Annotated in this window: 19 protein-coding genes; 14 read left to right on the top strand and 5 right to left on the bottom strand. The window is 62.7% G+C overall.

From position 1 onward, the window contains the following. Nucleotides 1-39 precede the first annotated feature (39 nt). A complete protein-coding gene (locus tag P0D84_RS01655) occupies nt 40-951 on the bottom strand; it encodes a glycerophosphodiester phosphodiesterase family protein (RefSeq protein ID WP_408331884.1) in 912 nt (303 codons plus the stop codon). A gap of 342 nt (nt 952-1,293) precedes the next feature. Between P0D84_RS01655 and ugpB the strand changes: the two genes are divergently transcribed. The 7 genes from ugpB to P0D84_RS01620 all read left to right on the top strand — a co-directional run bounded on the left by ugpB (nt 1,294) and on the right by P0D84_RS01620 (nt 9,272). Next, nucleotides 1,294-2,619, top strand: a complete 1,326-nt coding sequence (gene ugpB / locus P0D84_RS01650; protein ID WP_408331882.1) for a sn-glycerol-3-phosphate ABC transporter substrate-binding protein UgpB — start codon at nt 1,294-1,296, stop codon at nt 2,617-2,619. Between the two features lie 71 nt (nt 2,620-2,690). After that, nucleotides 2,691-3,575, top strand: a complete 885-nt coding sequence (ugpA, locus tag P0D84_RS01645) for a sn-glycerol-3-phosphate ABC transporter permease UgpA (RefSeq protein WP_323047574.1) — start codon at nt 2,691-2,693, stop codon at nt 3,573-3,575. Next, nucleotides 3,572-4,417 (top strand): sn-glycerol-3-phosphate ABC transporter permease UgpE, encoded by an 846-nt coding sequence (gene ugpE / locus P0D84_RS01640; protein ID WP_408331879.1) that lies wholly within the window; start codon nt 3,572-3,574, stop codon nt 4,415-4,417. The genes ugpA and ugpE overlap by 4 nt, the downstream gene beginning before the upstream one ends. Nucleotides 4,418-4,508: 91 nt before the next feature. Then, entirely contained in the window at nt 4,509-5,597 is a 1,089-nt protein-coding gene (locus P0D84_RS01635; protein ID WP_408331877.1) for a sn-glycerol-3-phosphate import ATP-binding protein UgpC, read from the top strand. Between the two features lie 51 nt (nt 5,598-5,648). Next, nucleotides 5,649-5,954, top strand: coding sequence for a DUF3761 domain-containing protein (locus P0D84_RS01630; protein WP_408331875.1), 306 nt, complete (start codon nt 5,649-5,651; stop codon nt 5,952-5,954). Nucleotides 5,955-6,190: 236 nt separating this feature from the next. Continuing rightward, nucleotides 6,191-7,855 carry an energy-dependent translational throttle protein EttA gene (ettA, locus tag P0D84_RS01625; protein WP_408331873.1) on the top strand — a complete coding sequence of 555 codons (1,665 nt, stop codon included), beginning with the start codon at nt 6,191-6,193 and terminating at the stop codon, nt 7,853-7,855. A gap of 295 nt (nt 7,856-8,150) precedes the next feature. Continuing rightward, entirely contained in the window at nt 8,151-9,272 is a 1,122-nt protein-coding gene (locus tag P0D84_RS01620; RefSeq protein WP_408331871.1) for a DUF748 domain-containing protein, read from the top strand. A 137-nt stretch (nt 9,273-9,409) separates the two neighbouring features. On the opposite strand, the gene P0D84_RS01615 is transcribed toward P0D84_RS01620, so the two are convergent. Genes P0D84_RS01615 through P0D84_RS01605 form a run of 3 tightly spaced genes read right to left on the bottom strand, consistent with a single transcriptional unit; the run spans nt 9,410 to nt 12,163 of the window. Then, nucleotides 9,410-10,033 carry an HAD family hydrolase gene (locus P0D84_RS01615; RefSeq protein WP_408331869.1) on the bottom strand — a complete coding sequence of 208 codons (624 nt, stop codon included), beginning with the start codon at nt 10,031-10,033 and terminating at the stop codon, nt 9,410-9,412. 32 nt (nt 10,034-10,065) lie between these two features. Further along, on the bottom strand, nt 10,066-11,880 hold the full coding sequence (locus P0D84_RS01610; protein WP_408331867.1) for an aminopeptidase P family protein: 1,815 nt from the start codon (nt 11,878-11,880) through the stop codon (nt 10,066-10,068). A gap of 19 nt (nt 11,881-11,899) precedes the next feature. Further along, the gene (locus P0D84_RS01605; RefSeq protein ID WP_408331865.1) at nt 11,900-12,163 is read right to left on the bottom strand and encodes a hypothetical protein; all 264 of its coding nucleotides are present in this window, start codon (nt 12,161-12,163) and stop codon (nt 11,900-11,902) included. Between the two features lie 218 nt (nt 12,164-12,381). Here P0D84_RS01605 and P0D84_RS01600 point away from each other — a divergent pair, with 218 nt between their 5' ends. The 7 genes from P0D84_RS01600 to P0D84_RS01570 all read left to right on the top strand — a co-directional run bounded on the left by P0D84_RS01600 (nt 12,382) and on the right by P0D84_RS01570 (nt 18,590). Beyond that, entirely contained in the window at nt 12,382-13,092 is a 711-nt protein-coding gene (locus P0D84_RS01600) for a response regulator transcription factor (protein ID WP_408331863.1), read from the top strand. Nucleotides 13,093-13,155: 63 nt separating this feature from the next. Continuing rightward, nucleotides 13,156-14,442: a glutamyl-tRNA reductase gene (gene hemA / locus P0D84_RS01595; RefSeq protein WP_408331861.1), complete on the top strand. Its 1,287-nt coding sequence runs from the start codon at nt 13,156-13,158 to the stop codon at nt 14,440-14,442. 122 nt (nt 14,443-14,564) lie between these two features. Beyond that, on the top strand, nt 14,565-15,647 hold the full coding sequence (gene prfA / locus P0D84_RS01590; RefSeq protein WP_408331859.1) for a peptide chain release factor 1: 1,083 nt from the start codon (nt 14,565-14,567) through the stop codon (nt 15,645-15,647). A gap of 6 nt (nt 15,648-15,653) precedes the next feature. Further along, complete coding sequence (gene prmC, locus P0D84_RS01585) at nt 15,654-16,496, top strand: peptide chain release factor N(5)-glutamine methyltransferase (protein ID WP_408331857.1); 843 nt, start codon at nt 15,654-15,656, stop codon at nt 16,494-16,496. A gap of 113 nt (nt 16,497-16,609) precedes the next feature. After that, the gene (grxD, locus tag P0D84_RS01580) at nt 16,610-16,921 is read left to right on the top strand and encodes a Grx4 family monothiol glutaredoxin (protein ID WP_179734661.1); all 312 of its coding nucleotides are present in this window, start codon (nt 16,610-16,612) and stop codon (nt 16,919-16,921) included. A 61-nt stretch (nt 16,922-16,982) separates the two neighbouring features. After that, nucleotides 16,983-17,582, top strand: coding sequence for a UbiX family flavin prenyltransferase (locus tag P0D84_RS01575; RefSeq protein ID WP_408331855.1), 600 nt, complete (start codon nt 16,983-16,985; stop codon nt 17,580-17,582). A 222-nt stretch (nt 17,583-17,804) separates the two neighbouring features. Next, nucleotides 17,805-18,590 (top strand): DODA-type extradiol aromatic ring-opening family dioxygenase, encoded by a 786-nt coding sequence (locus P0D84_RS01570; protein WP_408331853.1) that lies wholly within the window; start codon nt 17,805-17,807, stop codon nt 18,588-18,590. A gap of 143 nt (nt 18,591-18,733) precedes the next feature. Here the strand turns inward: P0D84_RS01570 and P0D84_RS01565 are convergent, their stop codons facing one another. Next, on the bottom strand, nt 18,734-20,329 hold the full coding sequence (locus P0D84_RS01565) for an APC family permease (protein WP_408331851.1): 1,596 nt from the start codon (nt 20,327-20,329) through the stop codon (nt 18,734-18,736). Between the last annotated feature and the right edge of the window lie 5 nt (nt 20,330-20,334).

Below are 20,334 nucleotides of genomic sequence, written 5' to 3'. Positions count from 1 at the left end.
TGGGCCGACGTGTGCCTGCTTCTGTGGCTACTTCTGTGCCTACTTCTGCGCCTCACACCGCAGCGGCATAGCCATACTTGCCTTGATCGCAGCCATCCTTTGCGGCGAATCCGCCAGCACCGCATCGATCCCCAGACACGCCGCCGTCCGATAATCGGCCGCATTGTTCACCGCGATCGCGACGATCCGTACATCCGGCTTCTGCCGGAAACACGCGACCGTTGTGGGTGTCCACAGCGTTGCCTGAACCTCGGAGCGGCCTTCGCCCAGCGTAAATTTTTCCACCACGGTCATTGTCCGGTGCAACTCGAACGCGGCGGCGGTGTGCTCAGCCGGCGCGTCCACGCAGCCCTGGTTGAGCAACACGCGCACGAGGCGTCCGCGTGTCGCATCGCGTGATTCGAACAGCCTGGCCTGCGAATAGGCGGCGAAGCTCTGCTGATAATCCGCCTCGGTCGAATAGATCGTCACGCGCGACCACGCGCTTTCTTCGTTGAGCACCTGTGCCACGGCCTGAGCCTGCGGCCCAGCCGGCAACGCTTTCATATCCAGGATGATCGGCGTGCCCAGCGGAATCGTGCGCAATGCCTCACGTAACGTCGGAATACCGATCGGGTGATTGCGATAGGGATAGATATCGCCGCTCTTGAAACTCCAGCCGGCGTTCACGCGCGCGAGTTCCGCCGCCGTGAATTCGGATACCGGCCCCTTTGCATTGGTCAATGCCGACAGATCGGCCGGACGGTACAACACAGGCACGCCGTCCTTGCTCAACTGAACGGTCAGCCACATCTCGTCGGCATGATGCGCGATAGACTGGCGAATCGCCTCGAGCGTGTTCTCCGGCGCGTCGCCCGTGCCGCCGCGATGCGCAATGATCTTCGGCAACGATGTCACCGGTGTCAATCTGGCGTCCGCCATCTCAGGCGTCAACGCACAACCAATCGTCATGAAGCCCGCTATCGAAGCGCAAACTGCCAATCGCCCGGCACTTAGCATCTGGAATCCTTATTAAAAAATGACATCAGGAAACATGCATGACTGCGCGAAGCACGCCGCCACCTCACCGTCCATGATGCCCGCGCACAAGCAGCGCGTGTTGGGTCTTGACGTCGCAGGTCCTGGCGGCTTCAGACGCGCATTGTTTCCGTTTCGTGACGGCCGATGTTAAATTGCGGCATTCGGCGCCTGCCAGAAGCGGGGGCCGGCCGGCAGCCGACGCCGGACTGTCATCGAACACAAATAAAATCGCGCGATTCCAGCCCGCGCCCGTTCCGCTTAGGAGACACATCAATGAGTTGCAAGCCGCTGTTCCGTTCGCTTTCCGTGGCCGCCCTATTGAGCTTCGGCATCAGTCAGGCAGCCCACGCCGCCACTGAAATCCAGTTCTGGCACGGCATGGAAGCCGCCCTCGGCGAACGCCTGAACGACATCGCCAACGCGTTCAACGCGTCGCAAAGCGATTACAAGATCGTGCCGGTGTTCAAAGGCACCTACGACCAGACGCTCGCCGCCGGCATCGCCGCTTATCGTAGCGGCAACGCACCGGCCGTTCTGCAAGTCTACGAAGTCGGCACCGCCACGATGATGCAGGCGAAGAAGGCGGTGATCCCCGTCTCTGAAGTGTTCAAGCAAGCCGGCGTACCGCTCGACGAAAAGGCCTTCGTGCCGACCATCGCCAGCTATTACAGCGACGCCAAGAGCGGTGAGCTGATCTCGATGCCGTTCAACAGCTCGACCCCGGTGCTGTACTACAACAAGGACGCTTTCAAGAAAGCCGGGCTCGATCCGAATCAGCCGCCGAAAACCTGGGCCGAATTGCAGGTAGATGCGCAGAAGCTGAAGGCCTCGGGCATGGCGTGCGGCTATTCGTCGGGCTGGCAGAGCTGGATTCAGCTTGAAAATTACAGCGCCTGGCATGGCGCGCCATTCGCGTCGAAGAACAACGGATTCGACGGCGCCGACGCGCAGCTCGAATTCAACAAGCCGCTGCAGGTCGCGCACATCCAGTTCCTGCAGAACATGCAGAAGGAAGGCACCTTCACCTACGTCGGCCGCAAGGACGAGCCGGTGTCGAAGTTCTATAGCGGCGACTGCGGGATCATCACGAACTCGTCGGGGTCGCTCGCCACGATCAAGAAGTACGCCAAGTTCAACTTCGGCACCGGCATGATGCCGTACGACGCGAGCGTGAAGGGTGCGCCGCAGAACGCGATCATCGGCGGCGCCAGCCTGTGGGTGCTGTCGGGCAAAGACCCGGCCGTCTACAAGGGCGTGGCGAAGTTCCTCGCGTATCTGTCGTCCGCACCGGTTGCCGCGAAGTGGCATCAGGACACCGGCTATCTGCCGGTCACGACCGCCGCGTATCAGCTGACGCAGCAGCAAGGCTTCTACGAGAAGAACCCGGGCAGCGACACGGCGATCAAGCAGATGCTCAACAAGCCGCCGCTGCCGTTCACGAAGGGTTTGCGTCTAGGCAACATGCCGCAGATCCGCACCGTTATCGACGAAGAACTCGAACAGGTCTGGGCGGGGAAGAAGACGCCGCAACAGGCGCTCGATTCATCCGTGTCGCGTGGCGACGAGCTGCTGCGCCGCTTCGAGAAAGCTGGTAACTAAATCCCCGCCGGCAGGGTTTCGGTGCTTTCGCACCGAAACCCGATGTTGCAGTAGAACCTTGGGAATCCTCGATGGAAAAGCGCTCTAGCTTCGGCACCAGCGTGCTGCCCTACCTGCTGGTTGCGCCGCAACTCCTGATCACGCTGCTGTTCTTTCTTTGGCCGGCGGGCGAAGCGCTGTGGCAATCCACGCAGAGCCAGGACGCGTTCGGCACGTCGAGCGAGTTTGTCGGACTCGCCAATTTCAAGCAGTTATTCGCCGATCCGCTTTATCTGTCGTCGTTCAATACGACGCTGATTTTCTGCGCGCTGGTCACGGTCTCGGGACTGGTCATCTCCTTGCTGCTGGCGGTCTGCGCGGATCGCGTCACGCGCGGCGCGAAGACCTACCAGACGCTGCTGATCTGGCCGTATGCAGTCGCGCCGGCCATCGCCGCCGTGTTGTGGTCGTTCCTGTTCAACCCGAGCATCGGCCTCGTCACCTATGCGCTCGCCAAGTACGGCATTGTGTGGAATCACGCGCTGAATGCGGGCCAGGCGATGTTTCTGGTCGTGCTGGCATCCGTGTGGAAACAGGTCAGCTATAACTTTCTGTTTTTCTATGCCGGCTTGCAGGCGATTCCGCGCTCGCTGATCGAAGCAGCAGCCATCGACGGCGCAGGTCCCGTGCGGCGTTTCTTCGGCATTGCACTGCCGCTGCTCTCGCCGACCAGCTTCTTCCTGCTGGTGATCAATATCACCTACGCGTTTTTCGACACCTTCCCCGTGATCGACGCAGCCACCGGCGGCGGCCCCGCGCAAGCCACCCGCACGCTGATCTACAAGATCTTCGCCGAAGGTTTCCAGGGCCTGGACATCGGCAGTTCGGGCGCGCAGTCCGTCATCCTGATGGTGATCGTCGTCGCGTTGACGGTCGTGCAATTCCGCTTCATCGAACGCAGGGTTCAATACTCATGATCGAGAACCGACGCGGTTTCGACCTCTTTTGCCATGCGGTGCTGATACTCGGCGTCGTGCTGGTGGTGTTTCCGGTGTATGTCGCGTTCTGCGCGGCCACGATGAGCGAGCATGAGGTGTTCAGCGTGCCGTTGTCGCTGGTGCCGAGCACGCATCTGTTCGAAAATATCGCGACCGTGTGGTCCCAAGGCAGCGGCAATGCAGCCGCACCGTTCGGCCGCATGCTGTTCAACAGCCTCATGATGGCGCTGGTGATTTCGATCGGCAAGATCGCCGTCTCGATGATCTCCGCGTACGCGATCGTGTTCTTCCGTTTTCCGTTTCGCAATCTCGCGTTCTGGCTGATCTTCATCACGCTGATGCTGCCGGTCGAAGTGCGGATCTTCCCGACCGTGCAGGTCGTGTCGTCGATGCATCTGAGCAATACTTACAGCGGGTTGACGTTACCGCTGATCGCCTCGGCCACCGCCACCTTCCTGTTCCGCCAGTTCTTCATGACGCTGCCCGACGAATTGATGGAAGCGGCGCGCATCGACGGCGCCGGGGCGATGCGTTTCTTCTGGGACGTGGTGCTGCCGCTGTCGAAAACGAATATGGCGGCGCTGTTCGTGATCACCTTCATTTACGGCTGGAATCAGTACCTGTGGCCGATCCTGATTACGAGCCAGCAATCGCTGACCACGGCCGTGGTCGGCATCAAAAGCATGATCGCCTCGGGCGACACGGCCACCGAATGGCATCTCGTGATGACCGCGACGCTGCTCGCCATGTTGCCGCCGCTCGCCGTCGTGCTGACGATGCAGCGCTGGTTCGTGCGCGGACTGGTGGATGCAGAGAAGTGATCGGCGCCGTTTGGGCGTGCTCCCGGATTGGATTAGAACATCCCGCGCCAGGCGTGGCTCGCGCGGCAAGCAACGAAAAGGTTAAAACGGCATGGCTGCACTGACTCTGCAAGGCGTTAAGAAGACCTATGACGGCAAACAGTTCGTGTTGCACGGCATCGACGTGGACGTCGCGGACGGCGAGTTCGTTGTAATGGTCGGTCCGTCGGGTTGCGGCAAATCGACCTTGCTACGGATGGTGGCCGGGCTCGAAGGCATTTCCGAAGGCACCATCTCGATCGCCGGCAAAGTGGTCAACAAACTGGAGCCGAAGGATCGCAACATCGCGATGGTGTTCCAGAACTATGCGCTGTATCCGCATATGAGCGTGGCCGAGAACATGGGCTACGCGCTGAAGATCGCGGGCGTCGATCGCGCGCAGATTACGAAGCGCGTGCAGGCTGCGGCGCAGATTCTCGAGCTTGAACCGCTGCTCGCACGCAAGCCGCGCGAGTTGTCCGGTGGTCAGCGGCAACGCGTCGCAATGGGTCGTGCGATCGTGCGCGAACCGGCGGTGTTTCTGTTCGACGAACCGTTGTCCAATCTCGATGCACGGCTGCGTGTGCAAATGCGCCTCGAAATCCAGCGCCTGCACGCGCGGCTTGCCACAACCAGTCTCTATGTCACCCACGACCAGATCGAAGCGATGACGCTGGCGCAACGCGTGATCGTGATGAACAAGGGACACGCGGAGCAGATCGGCGCGCCGACCGACGTCTACGAACGGCCGGCCACGGTGTTCGTCGCGAGCTTCATCGGCTCGCCGGGGATGAATCTGCTGGACGGCCGGGTGTCGGACGACGGTTCCATGTTCGAGGTCGCAGGCAACGGGCCGAGGCTGCCGCTCACCGGCGTGGCGGCAATCGGCCGGGAAGTTGCCAGGGGCCGCGAATGGACGCTCGGCATTCGCCCTGAGCACATGACGCCGGGCCAGGCGGACGCTGCGCACGCCACGCTGACCGTCGATTCTTGCGAACTGCTCGGCGCGGACAACCTCGCGCATGGCCGCTGGGGCAAGCACGACGTCACGGTCCGCTTGCCGCACACGCATCGGCCCGCGGCAGGTGAAACGCTGCAAGTCGCGTTGCCCGCGCAACATCTGCATTTCTTCGATCCGTCGACGGGACGGCGCGCGAACTGAGCAGCGGCACCAAGCACACACGCTACGAAAACCATAACAACATAAAAGACCATGACAAGTATCACCTTGAGCCGTTTTCGGCCTTACGCCGCCGCGGCCGCCGTAGCCACCGCTCTGCTGTTCAGCGCATCTTCGGCGTTTGCGTATGTTGCCCCAGGCTCGCCCGACGAATCCAACCTCAGCAATCACAACACCTACACCAATCGCGATGGCAATGCGGTGCACGCCCCGGCCCGCTCGCTATCTGGCAAAGCACCCGAAGGCGCAACCGCGCGTTGCCGCGACGGCACCTACAGTTTCAGCCGGCATCGCAGCGGCACCTGTTCACGGCACGGCGGCGTGGCAGATTGGCTTTAAGCCTCGAACCGATTGAAGGTGCGTGAACCGACACCCTCTGCCGCCCCACCCCCGCCCCGAAGTACAATGCCACCTGAACCACCCGCCCGCGCGCGGGGCGTCGCGAAGTTCCACGCCCCGCTCGGCGCCGCGCCGGCCGGCGTCGGGCGCACTGCCCGGCCATAACACCGATTACCCATCCACCCACGACCGCCCGCCCCCACGCGGCCGGCGTCGTCAACGTCTACTGCAAGCAAATGGCCCAATACGTCTTCACCATGAACCGGGTCGGCAAGATCGTGCCGCCCAAGCGTCAAATCCTGAAAGACATCTCGCTGTCGTTTTTCCCCGGCGCGAAGATCGGCCTGCTCGGCCTGAACGGCTCGGGCAAGTCGACGCTGATCCGCATCATGGCCGGTGTGGACAAGGACATCGAAGGCGAAGCCACGCCGATGCCGAACCTGAACATCGGCTATCTCCCGCAGGAACCTCAGCTCGATCCGAACAAGACGGTGCGTGAAGCAGTCGAGGAAGGTCTCGGCGACGTCTTCGGCGCACAAAAGAAGCTCGACGAAATCTACGCCGCCTACGCGGAGCCGGACGCCGACTTCGACGCGCTCGCCGCAGAGCAGGCGAAGTACGAAGCCATTCTCGCCACCACCGACGGCAGCGCCGAACAGCAAATCGAAATCGCCGCCGACGCCCTGCGCCTGCCGGCGTGGGACGCGAAGATCGAACACCTGTCGGGCGGCGAAAAGCGCCGCGTAGCACTCTGCAAGCTGCTGCTCGAAAAGCCGGACATGCTGCTGCTCGACGAGCCGACCAACCACCTGGACGCGGAATCGGTCGACTGGCTCGAACAGTTCCTCACGCGTTTCCCGGGCACCGTCGTCGCCGTGACCCACGATCGCTACTTCCTGGATAACGCCGCCGAGTGGATTCTCGAACTCGACCGCGGCCACGGCATTCCGTGGAAGGGCAACTACAGCAGCTGGCTCGACCAGAAGGAAGAGCGCCTGAAGCAGGAAGAGTCGTCGGAATCGGCGCGTCAGAAGGCGATCAAGAAGGAACTGGAGTGGGTGCGCCAGAACCCGAAGGGCCGTCAGGCAAAGTCGAAGGCGCGTATCGCCCGCTTCGAGGAACTGAACAGTCAGGACTACCAGAAGCGCAACGAGACCTCGGAAATTTTCATCCCGGTCGGCGACCGCCTGGGTAATGAGGTGATCGAGTTCAAGAACGTCAGCAAGTCATATGGCGACCGTTTGCTGCTCGACGACGTCAGCTTCAAGATTCCGGCGGGCGCGATCGTCGGCATCATCGGGCCGAACGGCGCCGGTAAGTCGACGCTGTTCCGCATGCTGACCGGCCGCGAACAGCCGGATTCGGGCGAGATCGTGCAAGGCCCGACGGTCAAGCTCGCGTATGTGGACCAGAGCCGCGACGCGCTCGAGGCCTCGAAAACCGTGTTCGAGGAAATCTCCGGTGGTGCGGACGTGCTGACGGTCGGCAAGTACGAAACACCGTCGCGTGCGTACATCGGCCGCTTCAACTTCAAGGGTGGCGATCAGCAGAAAATCGTCGGCAACCTGTCGGGTGGTGAACGCGGCCGCTTGCATCTGGCGAAGACGCTGATCGCGGGCGGCAACGTGCTGCTGCTGGACGAACCGTCGAACGATCTCGACGTCGAAACGCTGCGTGCGCTTGAAGACGCGTTGCTCGAATTCGCGGGCTCGGTGCTGGTCATCTCGCACGATCGCTGGTTCCTCGACCGCATCGCGACACACATCCTCGCGTTCGAAGGCGATTCGCAAATCACCTTCTTCGACGGTAATTACCAGGAATACGAAGCGGACAAGCGCGCGCGTCTTGGTGAAGAAGCGGCACGTCCGAAGCGCCTGCGTTACAAGCCGATCGCGCGATAAATCGCGAGCCGGGCGGCGGTCGGTGTAGTCAGGCCGCCGCGCGCTCCGGAGATGCGAGATACGCAGCGCAACGCCGCTGCTACGAACACAGCGCAGAAACGGGCTTCTGAACCTGGCAACGCGAGGCGTTCGGCGGATGAGCGCCAAGGCACACGTTTTGCGTGCCCTGGCGCGATACACGTTGTCCCGCCAGGAAGCAGCAACTCCGCCGAGGCAAATCAATGCGCGTCGCACTGGCGCGCGCACAGGCCGATCACACCCACACCGCGCACGGCGCGGCGACGAGGAGGCAAGCATGGCGATGTCGAAGGGCAAGCGCTGGGCCATTGCCGTAGGCGGTGTGTTGCTGGTGCTGATTGTCGTCGCGGTCGGTGCGCTCCAGTTCGCGCAGCGCGAAGTCAAGGAACGCGTGATAGCGGCGCTCGGCCCACTCGGCAGCGCCGAAAGTATCCGGGTCGGCCTCACCTCAGTCCATCTCACCAACGTTCGGCTCAAGGCGCCGCCCGACTGGCCCGCCGGCGACCCTTTGCGGGCCGACGAAATCATCGTCACGCCTGACATTCGCGATCTGATCGCGCGCCGCATGCATATTCGCAGCGTGGTGGTGCGCGGCTTCGACATAGCGGTGTTGCGTAGCAAGGACGGCGCGATCCGCCTGATGCCGAATCTGCGGGAATCCGTGAACAAGTCCGATGAAGAAGCCAGCGGCGTCGCAATATCCGCCCCCCGCGAAAAGCTGATCGACCACATCAGCTTCGAACAAGGCAACTTCCATTTCTACGATATGACGGTCGGACCGCCGGCGTTCAAGGTGACGGTCGGCAACGCGAACGCGACGGTCGATCACCTGCAACTGCCCGCGCTCAGCGAACCGACCACAGTCAACCTCACCGGCTCGATCAGAGGCCCGGCGCATACGGGCACGGTTTCGTTCGGCGGGTGGATCAAGATCGCCAATAAGGATTCGCAGACCACCAGCCAACTGCGCGGCGTCGATGTGGTGATGCTCGATCCTTACCTGGTGAAAAAGACCGGCGCGAAGGCGCAGGTGACAGGCGGCACGGTCGACCTGACAGTCGACTCGACCGTGCGCAACTATCAGCTGCACGCGCCCGGCACGGTGACGATCCACAATCTGCAACTCGCCGACAGCGGCAATCCGCTCGACACCTTCATGTCGATCCCGACCAAGGCCGCCATCGCCGCGCTCAAGTCGCACAACGGCGATATCACGCTGCATTTCACGCTGGATGGGAATTTGCGCGACCCGAAGTTTTCGGTGCGGGAAAGTCTGATGACGCGCCTCGGCACCGGTTTTGCGAAAGCGATGGGCGTGAGCGTCGAAGGCGTGGCGAAGGGCGCCGGGGAAACCGTGAAAGGTCTGGGTAACGCGTTGAAGAATCTGCTCGGGCAGTAGGCAGGGCGAGGCGGACGGCGCCGCTCAGCGTTGGGCGTTAGCCTTTACGCGTTGGACGCTGGACGCTGGGCGTTGGACGTTGAGCGAGCGTCAACGCGAAGCCGCACCGCAGCTTCGCTTCAACCGGCATCCCGCGTTTAAACCGGCAAGCCCAGCTCGCGTAGCCTCGCTTCAGTTCGCGCCGCGCTTGTGTGATGTACCCCGTGCCAGCCCAATGCCGTTGCGGCCTCGGCGTTTTTCAGATTGTCGTCGATGAAGACGAGTTGGTCCGGCTCAATGCCCGGCAATTGCGCCTCGATCCGCTGACGCATTTCCGCGAAAATCGCCGGATCCGGTTTCACCAGCCTCACCCTGCCCGACACGACGGTGTCGCGGAATCGCCGCAACACGGGGTAGTGTTCCCACGCGTAGGGAAACGTCTCCGCCGACCAGTTCGTCAGCCCGAAAAGCGGCACATTGGCCGCCTCGAGCTTTTCCATGATCGCGACGCCCTCTTCCAGCACGCCGGCCACCATCTCGTGCCAGCGTTCGTAAAACGCGCGGATCAGCGGTGCGTGATCGGGAAACTTCGCGATCAGTTGGTCTGTGGCCTCGACGATCGGCTGGCCGCCGTCCTGGCGGATCACCCAGTCCATCGAACAGACGTGAGTCAGAAACCAGCGGCGCTCCGTTTCGTCAGGGATCAACTGACGGTACAGATACTCGGGGCTCCAGTCGATCAGCACGCCGCCGAAATCGAACACCACTGCCTTGATGGCCATGCACGCTCCGTCAGTCAACTCGTGCGACGAGATCAGATAGGTTGTGTACGCAACTCGAGCCACGCCTTGGCCTCGCCCGAGACATGCGGCGACAGGCGCGTGCGCACCGTCTCATGATAGGCATTGAGCCACGCGCGCTCGTCGTCACGCAACAGCGACAGGTCGAGGCAGCGCGTGTCGATCGGGCACAGAGTCAGCGTCTCGAACTTGAGGAAATCGCCGAACTCGGTCTTTTCCGCGGGCACATTGAGCACAAGGTTTTCGATCCGCACGCCCCATTTGCCTGGCCGGTAAAGGCCCGGCTCGACCGAGGTGATCATGCCTTCTTCCATAGCCGTCCACGGTTCGGCCGGCGCGTAGTGCGAAATCACCTGCGGGCCTTCGTGCACGTTCAGGAAATAGCCCACGCCGTGACCGGTACCGTGACCATAATCGGCGCCGGCTTCCCAGATCGGCGCGCGGGCAATCGCGTCCAGCATCGGCGAACGGATGCCGCGCGGGAATTTTGCGCGCGACAGCGCCATGGTGCCTTTCAGCACGATCGTGAAATCGCGCCGCTGTGCCTCGCTGATGGTGCCGATCGGCACGACGCGAGTGATGTCGGTCGTGCCGCTCAGATACTGTGCGCCCGAATCGATCAGCAGCAGGCCATTGCCCTCGATCACCGAATGCGCTTCGGCGGTCGCGCGGTAGTGCGGCATCGCGCCGTTCGCGTTGAAGCCGGCGATCGTCGCAAAGCTCAGCGACACGAAGCCCGGACGGCGCGCGCGGGCCGCCGTCAGGCGCTCGTCGATCGTCAGTTCGGTGATCGTTTCGCGGCCCAACGCGCCTTCGAACCACGCGAAGAATTCGGCGAGTGCCGCGCCGTCCTGTTCCATCGTCGCGCGCACGTGCTCCGCGTCAGCCTCGGTCTTACGCGATTTGAAGAACGTGGACGGGTTGACCGCCTCGACGACCTTCACCGTGGACGGCACCGATTGCAGCGAGCCATACGTAATGCGGCGCGGGTCGATCAGCAGCGTGCTGCCGACGGGCAGCGCGGCCAGCGCGCCGGCTGCCTTCGCATACGGTTCGACGCTGATGTTGTCGCGCGCGAGCGCATCGGCCAACGCTTGCGGCACCTTGCCGTCGGCAACGAAGAGCGACGCGCTTTCCAGACCGAGCAGCGCGTGCGCCACGAACACCGGGTTGTAGCTGACGTCGGCGCCGCGCAGATTCAAAAGCCATGCAAGGTCGTCGAGCGTGGAAATGAAATGCCACTGCGCGCCCTTCTCCGCCATTGCGCGGCGAATCTGCGCGAGCTTTTCGGACCGGGCGATGCTCGCGTGCAGTGCGGCATGCTCAAACACGGCGGCAGCGGGCAGCGACGGTCGCTGCGGCCAGATCGCGTCGAACAGATCTACGTCAGTGCGCAGCTTCACATCACGCGCGGTGAGCGCCTGGCTCAACGCGCGCGCCGCCGACACACCGAGCACGGCACCGTCCACACCAACCGTACCGCCGCTCGCGACGTTCTCCGCGAGCCATTCGAAATGCGGCGCGGTCTGCTGCCCGCCCGTCATTTTCATCAACTGAACGCCGGTGCCGGCCAGTTGCGCGTTGGCTTGTTCCCAATAGCGGCTGTCGGTCCACACGCCGGCGAAATCGGCGGTCACGACCAGCGTGCCGGCCGAGCCGGTGAACCCCGACAACCACTGCCGGCCTTGCCAACGCTCGGGGAGATATTCGGAAAGATGTGGATCCGCGGATGGCACCAGATAGGCGGCTACGCCTTCGCGCGCCATCGCATTGCGCAATGTCGCGAGCCGTTCGGGGATGGAGGAGGTTTCGGGGAGACGGGCGTTCATCGGAGTCACCTGCAAATATTCATCGACGGGAAAGCAAGCCGACCGTCACGGCAACGGCGACCAGCGCGACGGCGGTACATACCGGCCATTCGAGCGTACCGCCATCATGAAAGAGACCAACCACGTTGCCAGCCATGCGCGCGACAGCCGCGCCGAGCAGGCCGGCGAGCAGCGCTATCCACCATTGGGCGCGATTCGAGCCGCTCGAGCGGCGCAACGGATGCAGCCACCAGCCCGCGAGGCCGATCACTGCGCCCAGCACCAGGATTCCGGGCCACCCCATTAGCAGCAGCTCACGCGGCAGCAACTCTCGCGCAGTTTCAGATTCGTCTCATGGGCGAAAAGGGCCAGGACAGCTAGCATTTTTGTCTCATTAACTATAAACGTTCAGCACGGCGCTTTCCGCATAGCGGTTGAGTTTAGGGGTCGGGGTGATGTTAGGCAAGCTGCAGGCCTTACGGAGAAGCCTGGTCCTTGGTAATGCCAAGCTGAAAGCGCCCCATGCGAATCGCCCTCATCGAGCCGGACCTTCGACACGCCACCTTGGTCGGCCACCTGATTTTTGCCGGCGGCCATGTGTGCCAGCACTTCACCGCGAGCACGCCGTTCCTCCATCGCGCTGCCGACGAATTCTTCGATCTTCTCATCACCGAAAGCTGGGCCGGCGACCATTCCGCCGAAGACGTGATTCCGCGCGCCCGCTCCATCCTGCCGAGCTTGCCGGTGATCGTGCTGTTCTCGGAACCGCGCGAGAGCCAGATCGTCGCCGCGCTGCACGCTGGAGCCGACGATTGCCTGACCAAGCCGGTCCGCGGGCCGGAAATGCTGGCCCGCGTCGACGCGTTGCTGCGGCGCACGGGCTTGCGGCGGCCGCCCAACCGGCGTCGCGATCTGATCGGCGGCTATGCGTTCGACGCAGCGCAATTCGCCGTCACCTTCCGCAATCACACGGTCGCCCTGACGCCGAAGGAATACCGCTTTGCGCTACTGCTGTTCACCAATCTGTCGCGGCCGGTATCGCGCGCGCATATTCTCGAAACCGTCTGGACACGCCGCCGCGACGTACGGTCGCGCACTGTCGACACCCATGCGTCGCGGGTGCGGACCAAATTGCAGTTGCGCCCGGAATTCGGCTATTGCCTGACACCGCTTTACGGCTATGGTTATCAACTCGACGCGGTCCCGCCGGAGGGCCTTGTAGACGCGGGATGACGCGTGCACCAGGTAAGAATCGTGAAAACGCTATAATATGAGGCGAAACCATAGTCCCCCCATATGCAGCTTCTAACGATCGGAATCAATCATCACACTGCGCCCGTCGCCTTGCGCGAACGCGTAGCGTTTCCGCTCGAGCAGATCAAGCCCGCATTGGACACCTTCAAGAGCGTCTGGCTGGGCCGCACCGCCCGCACGGCGCCGGAAGCCGCCATTCTGTCCACCTGCAACCGCACCGAGCTCTACTGCGCGACCGACGACCAGGCCGCGCGTGAAGCCGCGATCCAGTGGTTCTCGAAGTACCACAACCTGCCCATCGAGGAACTCGCGCCCCATGTTTACGCGCTGCCGCAGTCGGAAGCTGTGCGCCACGCGTTCCGCGTCGCCTCGGGGCTCGATTCGATGGTGCTGGGCGAGACGCAAATCGTCGGACAAATGAAGGATGCAGTGCGCACGGCGTCTGAAGCCGGTGCGCTCGGCACCTATCTGAACCAGTTGTTCCAGCGCACCTTCGCCGTCGCGAAGGAAGTGCGCAGCACCACCGAAATTGGCGCGCAGTCGGTTTCCATGGCGGCAGCCGCGGTGCGGCTCGCGCAGCGGATTTTCGACAAGGTGTCGAACCAGCGCGTGCTGTTCATCGGCGCGGGCGAAATGATCGAGTTGTGCGCCACGCACTTCGCGGCGCAGCAGCCGCGCGAACTCGTCGTCGCAAACCGCACCGCTGAGCGCGGCACACGCCTCGCCGAACGCTTCAACGGCCGTGCCATTCCGCTGTCGGAACTGCCCGCGCGCATGCATGAGTTCGACATCATCGTGTCGTGCACCGCCTCCACTCTGCCGATCATCGGCTTGGGCGCGGTCGAGCGGGCCGTGAAGGCACGCCGTCACCGGCCGATTTTCATGGTCGATCTGGCGGTGCCGCGCGATATCGAACCCGAAGTCGGCAAGCTCGAAGACGTCTTCCTGTACACCGTCGACGACCTCGGCGCAATCGTGCGCGAAGGCAATGCGTCGCGGCAAGCCGCGGTCGCTCAGGCCGAAACGATCATCGAAACGCGCGTGCAGAATTTCATGCAATGGCTCGACGCGCGCAGCATCGTGCCGGTGATCCGCCATATGCATACGCAGGCCGACGTGCTGCGTCGCGCCGAAGTCGAGCGCGCGCAGAAAATGCTCGCACGCGGCGACGACCCGGCAGCGGTGCTCGAAGCGTTGTCGCAATCGCTCACCAACAAACTGATCCACGGCCCCACGCACGCGCTCAATCGCGCGAGCAGCGAGAACCGTGACACGCTCATCGAGTTGATGAGCGGCTTCTACAAACACTCCGGTTCCTCGGAGCGTTAGCGGCGCAACCACTGCCGCACCGTCCGCGCCGCCCTGACTGGCCCGCGACGTGCTTCTGACCAGGGCATCCGCCCACTCCCCTAGTCGCCATCCTTGCCGGAGCCCGCTCCGATACCCGTCCGATGAAAACGAGCATGCAACGCAAGCTCGACCAGCTCACTATCCGGCTGGCCGAACTGAACGACCTGTTGAGCCGCGAGGACGTCACCTCGAATCTCGACCAATACCGCAAGCTCACGCGTGAACACGCCGAGCTCGGGCCGGTCGTCGAGCATTACGCGCTGTGGCGCCACGCAATGAACGACGCGGCGACCGCGCAGGAACTGCTGGCGGACGTGTCGATGCGCGACTTCGCGGAAGAAGAAATTCGCGCGGCACGCGAGCGGATGGAAAAGCTTGGCGGCGAATTGCAGAAAATGCTGCTGCCGAAAGACCCCAACGACGACCGCAACATCTTCCTCGAAATCCGCGCCGGAACAGGCGGCGACGAATCGGCGCTGTTCGCGGGCGATTTGCTGCGCATGTATCTGCGCTTTGCCGAACGCAATCGTTGGCAGGTCGAGATGATGTCGGCGAGCGAATCGGACTTGGGCGGCTACAAGGAAGTGATCGTGAGGATTGCCGGCGAAGCCACCTATTCCAAGCTGAAGTTCGAGTCGGGCGGCCATCGCGTGCAGCGCGTGCCGGCGACCGAAACGCAGGGCCGCATCCACACGTCGGCCTGCACGGTCGCGGTGATGCCGGAAGCGGACGAGATCGGCGAAGTCGAGATCAATCCGGCCGATCTGCGGATCGACACGTTCCGCGCGTCCGGCGCGGGCGGTCAGCACATCAACAAAACCGACTCAGCCGTGCGTGTCACGCACTTGCCGACGGGGATCGTCGTCGAATGTCAGGACGACCGCTCGCAGCACAAGAACAAGGATCGTGCGTTGAAGGTTTTGGCCGCGCGTATCAAGGACAAGCAGTCCCATGAGCAGCAGGCGAAGGAAGCCGCCACGCGTAAAAGCCTGATCGGGTCGGGCGACCGCTCGGAACGGATTCGCACCTACAACTTCCCGCAAGGACGTCTGACGGATCACCGGATCAATCTGACGCTGTATCGCCTCGACGCAATCATGGACGGCGATCTCGACGAATTGATCGCGGCATTGGTCAGCGAACATCAGGCCGAGTTGCTGGCATCGCTCGGCGACGCAGACTAAGCGCCGATGGATCCGGTCACGCCTGCCGCGCTGTTGCGCGCCTCGCCACTGCCGCCGCTCGAAGCGAGAATTCTGCTCACACACGTGCTTGGGTGGCGGCATACGCAACTGATCACGCGCGGCGAGGAACCGCTCGAGAGCAGCATTGTCGAGCGCTATCGGGCGCTGGAAACGCGGCGTGTCGCCGGTGAGCCGGTAGCGCAACTGGTCGGCGCGCGCGAGTTTTTTGGGCTTGATTTCGAAGTGACGCCGGACGTGCTGATCCCGCGCCCCGAAACCGAATTGCTGGTCGAAACGGCGTTGGCAGCCATGGAAGACATTTCGCGGCCGCGCGTGCTCGATCTCGGCACCGGCACCGGCGTGATTGCCGTAGCGATTGCGTCGATGCGGCCAGATGCGCGGGTTTGGGCACTGGATCGTTCGGCCGAAGCGCTGGCGGTCGCCACGCGCAATGCGGCGCGCCTGCTTGACGCCAAACGCCCCGGCGGTGCCTTGGTACTGCAGCAAAGCGACTGGTACGGCTCGCTCGACACCGCCTTGCGCTTCGACGTGATCGTCAGCAACCCGCCGTATATCGCCAGCGGCGACCCGCATCTGTCGGAAGGGGATCTGCGCTTCGAACCGCGCGGCGCGCTCACCGACGAAGCCGACGGGCTCAGCGCGATCCGTAAGATCGTCGCGGGCGCGCCCACACGTTTGGCCGCCAACGGCGTATTGTGGATCGAACACGGGTACGATCAGGCAGAAGCCGTCCGTAGCTTGCTGACGGCGCAAGGTTTTACGCACGTGCGCTCGGAGCAGGATCTCGCCGGCATCGAGCGAATCGGCGGCGGGCAGTTGCCCGGCTAACCTCGGCGGATGGCCTCGATCGCCGAGGAGGAAAGCGGCCCTCGGCCGGCCGTACCGAAATCCGCTATCATTTCAGCCTATTCTCTACACATCACGGAACCGCAGGGTCAGTCATGGATACGCAACAACGCATCAAGCAAATCGTCGACGACAACAACGTCGTCCTCTTCATGAAGGGCACCGCTCAGTTCCCGATGTGCGGCTTTTCCGGCCGCGCCATCCAGATCCTGAAAGCGTGCGGCGTCGGTGAAATCAAAACCGTCAACGTGCTCGAAGACGACGAAGTCCGCCAGGGCATCAAGCAGTTCTCGAACTGGCCGACCATTCCGCAGCTCTACGTGAAGGGCGAATTCGTCGGCGGCTCGGACATCATGATGGAAATGTACGAATCGGGCGAACTGCAGCAGCTGTTTGCCGCGGCTTAAATGGCCGTTGTAGTGGCCGCTGTCCGAACCTCTGCTGTCCTCCGATAAGGCGCCGCGAGCCATGGAAACACGTGCTGCGGCGCCGCGCCGGCTGATCGTGGCGATCACCGGCGCAACCGGCGCCATCTACGGCATCCGGTTGCTCGAGACGTTGCGCAGGTTGGGCGGCGTCGAAAGTCATCTGCTGATTTCGAGCGCCGGCTGGCTCAATATCCAGCATGAACTCCAGTTGAGCAAAGAAGACGTGCATCCCCTCGCGGATGTCGTCCACTCGGTGCGCGACGTCGGCGCGAGCATCGCGTCCGGCTCGTTTGCCACCGACGGCATGGTCGTCGCTCCCTGCTCGATGAAGACGCTTGCCAGCGTCGCGCACGGTTTTTCCGACAACCTGATTACCCGCGCCGCCGATGTCACGCTCAAGGAGCGCCGCCGGCTCGTGCTGCTGGTGCGCGAAACGCCGTTCAATCTCGCGCATCTGCGTAACATGACGGCCGTCACCGAAATGGGCGGCGTGATCTTTCCGCCTCTGCCCGCCTTCTATAACCAGCCCGCCTCGATCGACGAAATGGTCGATCACACGACGGCGCGCGTGCTGGATCTGTTCGCACTCGGGCCTGCTATGTCGCCGGCGTGGCAAGGATTGCGCGGCGCGCAGGAATAATTCGCGGGACGACATGCCGCCGCCGCGCATGGCGCGAAGGCAGACGCTACGTTGCCGTGACCCGGCGAGCGAGACGAGCGGCGTCCGACAATCGATCCATCACCATTAATAACGCCTGCGACATAATCAATTCCGATTTCACCCGTTTATCAAACGCTGGTAAGGACCTATATTGATAGCAACCCCACTTTCGCGCCGCATTCCTGCGGCGGCGTTGCTGCCATGAATCGCTTACCGTCGCTTTTCCTTTCCCACGGCGCGCCTACGCTGCCGATCGACCCGCTCCTGCCGTCCGCCGAATTCGGCACGCTGTCGGCGCAACTACCGCGTCCTGAAGCCGTTCTGATGCTGTCGGCCCACTGGGGCACGGCGCAGCCGGTGGCGAGCACGTCCACAGCGCCGGAAACCATCCACGATTTCTACGGCTTCCCGCGTCAGTTGTATGAAATTCAATATCCGGCGCCGGGCGCGCCCGATGTGGCACGCCGTGCCGCTGTGCTACTCGGCGAACACGGCATGCTGACCGCCGCGCAGCCGCATGGGCTCGACCACGGCGCGTGGGTACCGATGCTGCTGATGTTCCCGGAAGCCAACGTGCCGGTCGCACAATTGTCGATCCAGCCGCACATGGACGCCGCCCACCATTTCCGCGTGGGTCGCGCGCTGCGCTCGCTAAAAGACGACGGCGTGATGCTGATCGGCTCGGGGCAGATCACCCATAACCTGCGCGCCGCGGACTTCTCCGCGCGCCCGGAAGACGCCGATCCGCGCGTGGCCGAATTCACCGACTGGTTCGAGGCCAGGCTCGCCGCCCATGACATCGACGCGTTGCTCGACTATCGCCGACAGGCGCCGCACGCGGTGCTGATGCATCCGACCGACGAACATCTGCTGCCCGTATTCGCGGCGCTGGGTGCGGCAGACGACGATTATTCGCTGGCGATTCAATCGCTTGGGACCTATCAACGGTCGCTCGCCATGACGAATTACGTGTTCGGCACCGCCTGATTCAGCGTCGACGCAACGCCATCGAAACGTCAGACCACGGTCAAGGCGCCGCAAACGAAAAAAGCCCGCCTGAGCAACTCAGGTGGGCTTTTTTCATACTGCGCCGGATCACGAAAATCCGGCAGAAGACTTAGCGCGGCAACTTAATGTGCGCCTATGCCTTCGAGCACTTCGTCGTGCGTCTGCCGCTCTTCGAGGTATTCCGAACGGTAGCCGCTATGCACGCCCCAGTAATAGAACACCAGCGAGAACGCGATCACAACCAGCATGTCCCAGCCATACGGCAGGATGCCATGGCCGCCGAATTCCTTGCTGCCGATCAGCGACAGGATCGCCATCACCGGCAGATAGGCGACGAGCCACCATGCCGCCTTCAGATCACGCCCCCAGCCGCTGAAACCCGACTTTGCCTGGAAATAGAAGTACACCGGCAGCGCGACGACCATCAGCAGAATGATTTCGCCAGTCAGCGGCCACTTTGCCCAGTACAGAATCAGCGATGCGCACACGAAAGCGAACGGCGCAATGATCTTCATGCCCGGAATGTGCAGCGGACGCTCCAGATCCGTCGCCGCGCGGCGCAGCGCCATCAGGCTGATCGGGCCAGTCAGGTACGAGATCACGGTCGCGACCGAGATCACCGCCGCCAACGAGCTCCAGCCGCGGAAGAAGAACAGGAAAATGAACGACACGAACAGGTTGAACCACATCGCCTGACGCGGTACCCCGTAGAACGGGTGCACGTTACCGAACATCTTCGGCATCGTGTTGTTGCGCTCCATTGCGTAAATCATGCGGGTGGTGGTCGCCATGTAGGTCGTGCCAGTGCCGCTCGGGCTCACGAACGCGTCGACGTACAGCAGGATCGCCAGCCAGTTGAGGTTCAGCGCGATCGCCAGTTCCGCGAACGGCGAAGCGAAGTTGAAGTGGCTCCAGCCCTTCATCACATCGCCGGGGCTCACCGCGCCGATATACGCGATCTGCAGCAGCACGTAGATCACGAGAGCCAGCAGGATCGAGCCGATCACCGCGAACGGCACGCTCCTGGCCGGATTGCGCGCTTCGCCGGCGAGGTTGATCGGACTCTGGAAACCGTTGAAGGCGAACACGATACCGCTCGTCGCCACAGCCGTCAGCACCGACGACCAGCCATACGGCGCGAAGGTGCTCACTTCGCCGAAGTTTTCCTTGTGGAAACCCGTCAGCATCAAGCCGAGAATGGTCGCGCCCGGAATCAGGAACTTGAAGACCGTGATCGCCGAATTGGCGCGCGCGAAGAGCTTCACGCCCCAGTAGTTCAACAGGAAGTAAATGATCACCAATGCGGCGGACAGCAATAGCCCGTTGGTAGTTAATGAGCCATCCACGAATAGCGCGTGCGCCCACGAATACGGCCAGGTACTCATATATTGAATGGATGCTTCAGCCTCGATAGGAATCACGGAGACAATAGCAATCCAGTTGGCCCATGCACTGATGAAACCCACCAGCGCGCCATGCGAATAGCGAGCGTAACGCACCATGCCACCGGACTCGGGGAACATCGCGCCGAGTTCCGCGTAAGTCAACGCAATCGCGAGAATCACGACCGCGCCGATCACCCATGCACAAATAGCAGCGGGTCCGGCGATTTTTGCAGCCTTCCACGCACCGAACAGCCAGCCCGATCCGATGATCGAACCCAAGCCGGTCAGCAATAGCGCGACCGGTCCGATGTTCCGTTGTATAGAACTTTTCACATCTT

The organism is Paraburkholderia sp. RL17-337-BIB-A (genome assembly GCF_046025895.1).
Taxonomy (GTDB): Bacteria; Pseudomonadota; Gammaproteobacteria; order Burkholderiales; family Burkholderiaceae; genus Paraburkholderia; species Paraburkholderia fungorum_C.
This window is presented reverse-complemented; position numbering and strand designations above follow the sequence as displayed.